The 8,354-nt window shown below is 70.7% G+C and carries 6 protein-coding genes; 2 read left to right on the forward strand and 4 right to left on the reverse strand.

Features of this window, described 5'->3' with window-relative positions:
* The first annotated feature begins 394 nt into the window (after positions 1–394).
* Complete coding sequence (locus BHU15_RS05425) at positions 395–1,081, forward strand: CBS domain-containing protein (RefSeq protein ID WP_069626115.1); 687 nt, start codon at positions 395–397, stop codon at positions 1,079–1,081.
* Between the two features lie 32 nt (positions 1,082–1,113).
* Here the strand turns inward: BHU15_RS05425 and BHU15_RS05430 are convergent, their stop codons facing one another.
* Both BHU15_RS05430 and BHU15_RS05435 read right to left on the reverse strand, forming a co-directional pair.
* The gene (locus BHU15_RS05430; RefSeq protein WP_069626116.1) at positions 1,114–1,725 is read right to left on the reverse strand and encodes an FAD:protein FMN transferase; all 612 of its coding nucleotides are present in this window, start codon (positions 1,723–1,725) and stop codon (positions 1,114–1,116) included.
* Complete coding sequence (locus BHU15_RS05435) at positions 1,718–2,164, reverse strand: FMN-binding protein (RefSeq protein ID WP_069626117.1); 447 nt, start codon at positions 2,162–2,164, stop codon at positions 1,718–1,720. The genes BHU15_RS05430 and BHU15_RS05435 overlap by 8 nt, the downstream gene beginning before the upstream one ends.
* Positions 2,165–2,348: 184 nt before the next feature.
* On the opposite strand from BHU15_RS05435, the gene BHU15_RS05440 reads away from it, so the two are divergent.
* The gene (locus tag BHU15_RS05440) at positions 2,349–3,374 is read left to right on the forward strand and encodes a zinc-binding alcohol dehydrogenase family protein (RefSeq protein WP_069626118.1); all 1,026 of its coding nucleotides are present in this window, start codon (positions 2,349–2,351) and stop codon (positions 3,372–3,374) included.
* On the opposite strand, the gene BHU15_RS05445 is transcribed toward BHU15_RS05440, so the two are convergent.
* Entirely contained in the window at positions 3,343–5,790 is a 2,448-nt protein-coding gene (locus BHU15_RS05445; RefSeq protein ID WP_069626120.1) for a glycoside hydrolase family 65 protein, read from the reverse strand. The two genes, BHU15_RS05440 and BHU15_RS05445, sit on opposite strands and share 32 nt — an antisense overlap.
* Before the next feature lie 20 nt (positions 5,791–5,810).
* Complete coding sequence (locus tag BHU15_RS05450) at positions 5,811–8,225, reverse strand: phosphoketolase family protein (protein WP_069626119.1); 2,415 nt, start codon at positions 8,223–8,225, stop codon at positions 5,811–5,813.
* Between the last annotated feature and the right edge of the window lie 129 nt (positions 8,226–8,354).

An 8,354-nucleotide genomic window follows, 5' to 3' on the forward strand; every position in this document is an offset into this window, starting at 1 on the left:
CCAGCTCCCGCAGGTAGGACAGGGACATCCCGGCGCGGTGCGCCAGCTCGGAAGGCGAGAGCCCCAGCTGGATCCGGCGCAGCTCCACCCGGTCGGCCACGCCCTCCGACGTTCCGGGCTCGCTCTCCGCCGCGCCGTCCGATGATGCCTGCTCGTCCTGCGCCACCCTCGCCTCCATCGCCGACGCTTCTGGACCTGTTCCCAGATGAACACGGGGACTCGGCACCTCGCCAGCGGGACGGGGGCCGACCGGTCCTTCTGGCGTCGGGCCGACAGGCACCCGTGCGAGCGATTGCCCCTTCAGTCCCCGATCGGGGCCTGTCGGCCCCTCCTCGGTCCCGATCGGCGCGGCCACACTTGGAGAGCGGAGGGAAGGCCCGATCGAGGAGGGACCATGCGTCACACGCCGTACGTGGTTGCCGATGTGATGACGAACCCCGTGGTCGCGGTCGCTCCGCGGGCCGGGTTCAAGGAGATCGTCGAGACCCTGAGGAAGTGGAAGGTGAGCGCCGTTCCGGTTCTTGAGGGCGACGGACGTGTCACCGGGGTGGTCTCCGAGGCGGACCTGCTCGACAAGGAGGAATTCCGGGACGCGGACCCCAGTCGTCTGGAGCAGATGCGCCGTCTCGACGATCTGCGCAAGGCGGGCGCGGTGACGGCGCGCGAGCTCATGAGCGTGCCCGCCGTCACGGTCCGGGAGGACGCCACACTGGCTCAGGCGGCCCGGACCATGGCACAGGGCGGACTGAAGCGGCTGCCGGTGGTCGACGCCTCAGGGATGCTGCGCGGGATCGTCAGCCGCTCCGACCTGCTCAAGGTCTTCCTCCGGTCCGACGACGACCTGGCTGAGGAGGTACGCGGGGAGGTGGTCGAGCCTCTCTTCCGCGTGTCCCGCGAGAACGTGCTGGTCACAGTCGTCGACGGGGTCGTCACGCTCAGCGGCGTGGTCCAGGACACCGCCCTTGTCCCGGTGGCGGCCCGAATGGTCCGGGCGGTCGAGGGAGTGGTGGATGTCGAGTGCGACCTGGTGGGGCCGCGGGCCGCGGCGCTGGGCCTCTCGTCGTCGGGACAGCGGCCCTGAACGAGGCCGCCTCCCGTGAGCCCGCCGTACGGTCAGGCCGGGTCGTGCGCCGGGACCGTCTCACCGGGGAAGCCGTCGGTGCACCACGACCGGCCGTCGGGCAGCATGCCGAATCCCTCGTAGCCGTCGAGTGACGCCAGCCAGTCCCGTGCCGACTCCCCTCTCGCGAAGGCGGCGGTGGCGTAGGAGTCGGTCATCGTGAGCCCGGGGCCGGTCACGGTGACCGATGCCAGGCCGTTCGCGGGTGTGCCGAGGTGCGGGTCGACGATGTGCGCCCCCGCCTCGTACAGGATCCGGGAGGCGCCCTCCACCGCCCAGCCCTTGACCAGACCCGACGGGTCGAGGAATCCGGTCGCGAGATGGCTGAACCAGCCGCCACTGATCCGTACGGCGCTCCGGCAGAGGGCGAGGACCTCGCGTACCTCCGCCGAGCAGTCGTCGGGCCCGATCTCGTGATGCGCCAGGCGGCTTATCGCGCTCTCTGGCCGGTAGGTGGAGTACACCTCGTCGACATGGTGAAGCCAGGAGACCGCTTCGCTCAGTGCCGCCTCGATCGCGGGCACGCGTTCGTCGCGGATGTCGAAGGTGATGACGGTGCCCATGACGTGCTCGACATGGCGCAGGCCGCGCGCGGTGTCAGACACCGGCCCGGTCCAGTGCGCTCTGGAGGGACCGGATGTACCCCTGGCTGGTGTAACTGGCACCGGAGACCGCGTCGATGTGCGCGCTGTGGCGGGCCAGCGCCTCCTTGGTCAGGCGTGGCACGGCGTAGGCGGCGATCTGCTGGTCGCGCCCGTTGCCGGACGGCACCTGAAGCACCTTGACCGCGGTCAGCTTCCCGGCCTTGACCGTGGCGGCGACCGGCACTGTGCCGTACTGGGTGGACACGGGGTCACCGGTGTAGGTACCCGTGCCCGGCTGGGATCCGCCCGGTGGTGACGCCGGCCCTGTCGGAGCCGGAGATGTGCCCGTCGGCGGCGGGGCCGCCCCGAGCGCCGGGGTGCCCGGCTGGTGCGGTTTGAGGGTGAGCAGCAGCACGACCAGGGCGCTGGTCGACGCGGCGGCGAGCGCGGCTCTGCGCACGGTGGCCCTCCTCAGAACTCGAACGACTCGTGGTGGATGCGGCGGCGCGGCACCCCGGCGCCGCGCAGAGCGCCCGTTGCGGTGTCGGTCTTTTCGGGCGGACCGCAGAGGTACACCTCGTGTGCTTCCCGTGGTACGAGCGGACCCGTTTGCCCCGGCAGCCCACCCGCCGCACGCTGGAACCATGACTTTCGCCGCCGCTGAGACACCGCACGGCTGGGCTGTCCAGCGGCCGGGGCCCATCGGCACAGGGCCCCTGGCCCGGGTCCGGCGGCGCCCGGCCGTCCCGGCGCCGGGGGATCTGCTGCTGGAAGTGGAGGCGTGTGGCGTCTGCCGGACCGATCTGCATCTGGCCGAAGGCGACCTTCCGCCCCGGCGGCCATCGACCGTCCCCGGCCATGAGATCGTCGGCCGTGTCGTCGCCGCCGGCGAGGCGGTGGCCTCGTTCCGCATCGGTGACCGCGCGGGCGGCGCGTGGCTCCGCGGTACCTGCGGGACGTGCCGCTACTGCCGTGCCGGGCAGGAGAACCTCTGCCCCCGGTCCAGCTACACAGGCTGGGACGCGGACGGCGGCTTCGCCGACCTGGCCCTGATTCCGGCGGCCTTCGCCTACCCGCTTCCGGGAGACCGGGACGCCGCCTCGCTCGCGCCCCTCCTGTGCGCCGGGATCATCGGCTACCGCGCGCTGCGCCGCAGCGCACTGCCCCTGGGCGGGAGGCTCGGAATTTACGGCTTCGGCGCCTCGGCCCATCTGGCGGCCCAGGTGGCCTTGGCCGAGGGCGCCACGTTGCATGTGCTGACCAGGTCGGTGCGGGCACGTGAACTGGCACTCGACCTGGGTGCGGCTTCGGCCGGCGGCGCGTACGACGCCCCGCCCGAACCACTCGACTCGGCCGTCCTGTTCGCCCCGGTGGGCGACCTCGTGCCGGTGGCCCTGGAGGCGCTGGACCGCTCCGGCACGCTCGCGGTCGCCGGCATCCACCTCTCCGACATCCCCTCGCTGAACTATCAGCGTCATCTCTTCCAGGAGCGGGACCTGCGCAGCGTCACCTCCAACACCCGCCAGGACGGACGCGACTTCCTGGCTCTCGCCGAACGGATCGGCATCCAGGTCACGTCGAGCCCGTACCCGATGAGCCGGGCCGATCAGGCACTCGCCGACCTCGCGGCCGACCGCGTCAACGGCGCCGCCGTACTCGTACCCGGCTGACCCCGCCCCGGGGCAGATCGAGCCAGCGGGCCGTGCCGGGCGCGACAGCCGACCGGCTCCCGTCGAGCACGACGCGTACGGGATCCTCATCCGATTCCGGCACGGCGACCCGCACGCGCTGCGCCCGGATCCGGAGGTCCACGTCCCAGTGGTTCAGATAGCGGATGCCGACCCGGAACTTCGACAGCTGCGGCAGCGGCGCGGGGTCGAGCCACAGCCCGTCGTCGCGGGTTTCCAGCCCGGTCAGGCAGCGCTGTACGAAATCCAGGGTCCCGGCCATGGCGCCCAGGTGGATTCCCTCGCCGGTGGTGCCGCCCTGAATGTCCGCCACGTCCCCGATGAGCGCCTCCTCGGCGTAGGCCCACGCCTCGTTCCTGCGCGCCCGTGCCAGCACCCACGCGCTGACCAGGGCGCTGAGCGTCGAACCGTGGCTGGTGCGGGGCAGGTAGTAGTCGATCGTGGCACGCCAGGACTCGTCGTCGAGCCGGTGACCGAGCTGCCGGAAGAGGCCCGCGAGTTCCCGTGGGGAGAAGAGGTAGCCGAGCATCAGCACGTCCGCCTGCTTCGACGCCTTGTACCGGTTGACCGAATCCCCCTCGGCCTCCAGGATCCGGTCCAGTCGGCGGATGTCGCCGTACTGTCCGCGGTACCGGTCCCAGTCTAGTTCGCCGAGGTCCGCGTATCCCTCGAACTGGCTGATCACGCCGTTGTGGTACGGCACGTGGAGGCGGTGTGCGACATCGTCCCAGCGGTCCGGCTCGGCCGGATCCATCCGAAGACGCTCGAAGAGTTGCTGCCGACGCGGCTGCGGGAGGGCACGGCTGAGTTCCAGAGCCCGTGCCAGAACCCATGCGGCGGTGATGTTCGTGTACGCGTTGTCGTCCAGCCCCGGCGCGGCGGAGTCCGGGTAGGCGTCGTGATACTCGTCGGGACCGACGACACCCAGGACGCGATAGCGCCCCAGCGACGGGTCCCAGACAGCCGCGTCCGCCCAGAAGCGGGCGATCTGGACAAGCATCTCCGCGCCCTCGCCGTAGAGGAAATTCTTGTCGCCGCTCGCCTTGGCGTACTCCCAGACGTTGTACGCGACCGCCGATCCGACGTGGTGTTGCAGATGGGAGTGGTCCGGCAGCCAGCGGCCGGAGTAGGGGTTCAGATGGAGCCGCTGTGACTCCTCGCGCCCGTCGCTCCCGCTCTGCCAGGGGTACATCGCGCCCACGCGTCCCGCGTCCCTCGCGGCCCGGCAGGCCGCCGGCAGCCGTCGGTGGCGGTAGCCGAGCAGCGCCCGGGACACCTCCGGGAAATGCAGGTTCAGATACGGCAGGACGAACAGTTCGTCCCAGAAGACATGTCCGCGGTACGCCTCGCCGTGCAGCCCTCTCGCGGGTACCCCGACATCCAGTTCGGCGGTGTGAGGGGAGAGGGTCTGGAGGACGTGGAACAGGTGCAGCCGCAGAATCGTCCCGGCCTTCCCGGGTACGTCGAGAGCCGCCCGCCGCCAGATGTTCTCCCAGGCGCGGTGGTGCGAGGCGAGCAGGCGAGAAAACCCCGGGGCCCGTCGTACGGCGTCGGTCGCGGCCTGCCGGGGACCGCTGATCGCCGGATCGCGGGAGGTGTACAACGCGACCGTCTTGTCCACGACCACCGTCGCGCCACACTCGACGGGGATCGTCAGGGTCTGGACGGCCTTCCGGTCCGCGAGCCGTGTGTCGGACACGATGCCGCGATGGCCGACCACCCGCACCCGCGAGGCCAGCGCGACAAGGATGTCGGAGTTGATGGTGCGGCAGCACAGCCACACCGTGTCGGGCCCTCCGGTGCCGGTACGCCACCCTGTCAGGTGCCGGTTCGCGAGATCCGCGTAGCGGTCGACGCCAACGTTCCATACATCGCCGTCGAGGGCCGCTTCGACCTCGACTTCGCCCGTCCAGCCCTCGGCGGTGAACGAGGTTCGCTGTGCGGCCAGATGGGGCTCTCCCATATGAACCAGCCGGCACTGTTCCACGCGCAGCCGACGGTCGCCACCGTCCTCGGCCGCTGTGTACACCGACCGACGGGTGAGTGTGCCGTGCCGCAGGTCCAGCGTCTGCCCGTGCTCGACCAGTTGGGGGCCGCCGGGCGACAGCCATGGGCCGGGGCGCGCGCCTTCGACGCGTACGCGGTAGCGAAGCGGCAGCCAGTTGGGCAGATTGACCATGTCCTCGTTCTCGACCTGGCGTCCCGCGACGGCGGAGGTCAATCGGTTGTAGCAGCCCGCCGCGTAGGTGCCCGGACGGTGCGGGGCGTCCGCGGAGGTCTCGGACGCCGATCCGCGAGTGGCGAAGTAGCCGTTGCCCAGGGTGCACAGAGCTTCACGCAGACGTTCCTGCTCCGGGTCGAAGCCCTCGTAGGTCCATGTCCACGCGGGCGGCGCCAGGCCCTCCTCGCGGTGGCGGCTCAACGCGGGGGCCCGTCGTCACCGCCGGTTTCGGGCTGCCAGGTCCAGTCGGCCACCTCGGGAAGGTCGGTCCCGTGCTCCCGGATCCAGGTGTGGTGCCGGAGCCGGGCGTCCTCCATAGCCTGCCGCGCCCGCGTGGCCCGGACGGCCAGCCCGGGGACGCGGTCGATGACATCCATGACCAGCTGGTACCGGTCCATGTTGTTGCGCACCACCATGTCGAACGGGGTCGTGGTGGTGCCGGACTCCCGGTAGCCGTGGACGTGCAGATTCGGGTGACCGGCCCGGCGGTAGGCGAGACGGTGGATCAGCCACGGATAGCCGTGGTAGGCGAAGATCACCGGCCGGTCACGGGTGAACAGCGCGTCGTATTGGCTGTCGGAGAGCCCGTGCGGATGCTCCGTCTCGGGAAGCAGCCTGGCCAGGTCGACCACGTTCACCACGCGCAGCGCGAGCTGCGGAAGATGGTGACGGATCAGCTGAGCGGCGGCCAGCACCTCCTGTGTCGGAACGTCCCCGGCACAGGCCAACACCACATCCGGCTCCTCGCCCTCCCGCTCCGTACCGGCCCACTCCCAGACGCCCAGGCCGCGTGCGCAGTGCGCGCGCGCCTCGTCCAGGGTGAGCCAGTCGAAGCAGGGCTGCTTGCCGGCGACGACGACGTTGACGTAGTCGCGGCTGTGCAGGACGTGCTCGGCGACGGAGAGCAGGGTGTTGGTGTCCGGCGGCAGGTAGACCCGTACGACCTCGGGGCTCTTGTTGAGTACGTGGTCGACGAAGCCGGGGTCCTGGTGGGAGAAGCCGTTGTGGTCCTGGCGCCAGACATGGGAGGTCAGCAGGTAGTTGAGGGAGGCGATCGGCCGGCGCCACGGCAGGGAGCGGGAGACCTTCAGCCACTTGATGTGCTGGTTGACCATCGAGTCAACGATGTGCACGAAGGCTTCGTAGCAGGAGAAGAACCCGTGCCGCCCGGTGAGGAGGTAGCCCTCCAGCCAGCCCTGGCAGGTGTGTTCGGAGAGGATCTCCATGACACGGCCGTGCCGGTCGAGGTGCTCGTCCACGGGCAGGACTGCGGCCTGCCACGCCTTTCCCGTGGCGCCGTACAGCGCCTGAAGCCTGTTGGAGGCGGTCTCGTCCGGGCCGACGACCCGGAAGTCGCGTCGTTCGCTCGTGGCCTCCATGACCGATTCGAGCAGGTCGCCGAGCACGCGCGTCGGTTCGTGCAGGGTCGCGCCGGGGCGGTCGACCTGCACGGCGTACGGCTCCAGGGCCGGTACGGGCAGGTCCCGCAGGAGCAGACCGCCGTTGGCGCGCGGGTTCGAGCCGAGCCGGCGCGCGCCTTCGGGGACGCACGCCAGGACATGCGGGAGAGGGCGGCCGTCATGGTCGAACAGTTCCTCCGGCCGGTAGGAGCGGAGCCACGCCTCCAGCTGCCGCAGGTGCTCGGGGTTTTCGCGCACTGCTGGCAGCGGTACCTGGTGAGCGCGCCAGGTGCCCTCGACCGGTAGTCCGTCCACGGTGGCCGGTCCCGTCCAGCCCTTCGGTGTGCGCAGGACGATCACGGGCCATCGCGCGCGTTCGGTGACACCTCCGTCCCGGGCGGTGCGCTGGATGAGGGCGATGGTGTCCAGCGCGGTGTCCAAGGCCTCGGCCATGGCGCGGTGGACGGCGTACGGCTCGTCCCCGGTGACGTGCAGCACCTCATGGCCGTATCCGCGCAGCAGGTCGTCCAGTTCCGGCTCGGGGATGCGGGAGAGCACCGTCGGATTGGCAATCTTGTAGCCGTTGAGGTGGAGGATCGGGAGAACCGCGCCGTCGTGCACCGGGTCGAGGAACTTGTTGGAGTGCCACGACGTCGCCAGGGGGCCGGTCTCCGCCTCACCGTCGCCGATGACACAGGCGACGAGGAGGTCCGGATTGTCGAACGCGGCGCCGTAGGCGTGGGAGAGGGAGTAGCCGAGTTCTCCGCCCTCGTGGATCGACCCCGGCGTCTCGGGCGCCACGTGGCTCGGCACCCCGCCGGGAAAGGAGAACTGATGGAAGAGGCGGGCCATGCCGTCCGCGTCCAGCCCGATGTCCGGATACGTCTCGGAGTAGCTTCCCTCCAGCCAGGAGTTGGCCAGCACCGCCGGGCCACCGTGGCCCGGCCCCCAGACGCACAGGGCGTCCTGGTCCCGGGCCTTGATGACGCGGTTGAGGTGGGTGTGGACGAGGTTCAGCCCCGGGGAGGTGCCCCAGTGGCCGAGCAGCCTGGGCTTGATGTGCTCCGGGCGCAGCGGTTCGCCGAGGAGCGGATTGCCCATGAGGTAGATCTGGCCGACCGCCAGATAGTTGGCGGCCCGCCAGTGCGCCACCAAATTCGCCAGTTCCGTGTCGGTGGCCGGGTCGTGTGCCGAGGTGCTCGCGTCTCGCATCGCTTCCTCCGGAGTGAAGCCTGGACCGGACTCCAGCGTCCACCCGACGGGCTTTCGCGGCCAACGCACCACAGGCCCCCGTCGAGGGTCCTGTCGGCCCCTGAAGGTGGGAGACCGGGCGGGTGGCGC

The sequence above is a fragment of the Streptomyces niveus genome (assembly GCF_001723055.1).
Classification (GTDB): Bacteria; Actinomycetota; Actinomycetes; order Streptomycetales; family Streptomycetaceae; genus Streptomyces; species Streptomyces niveus.

Coding starts and splice junctions, on each gene's coding strand:
- BHU15_RS05450 (WP_069626119.1), bottom strand. CDS start 8,225: ATGCGAGACGCGAGCACCTCGGCACACGACCCGGCCACCGACACGGAA.
- BHU15_RS05440 (WP_069626118.1), top strand. CDS start 2,349: ATGACTTTCGCCGCCGCTGAGACACCGCACGGCTGGGCTGTCCAGCGG.
- BHU15_RS05425 (WP_069626115.1), top strand. CDS start 395: ATGCGTCACACGCCGTACGTGGTTGCCGATGTGATGACGAACCCCGTG.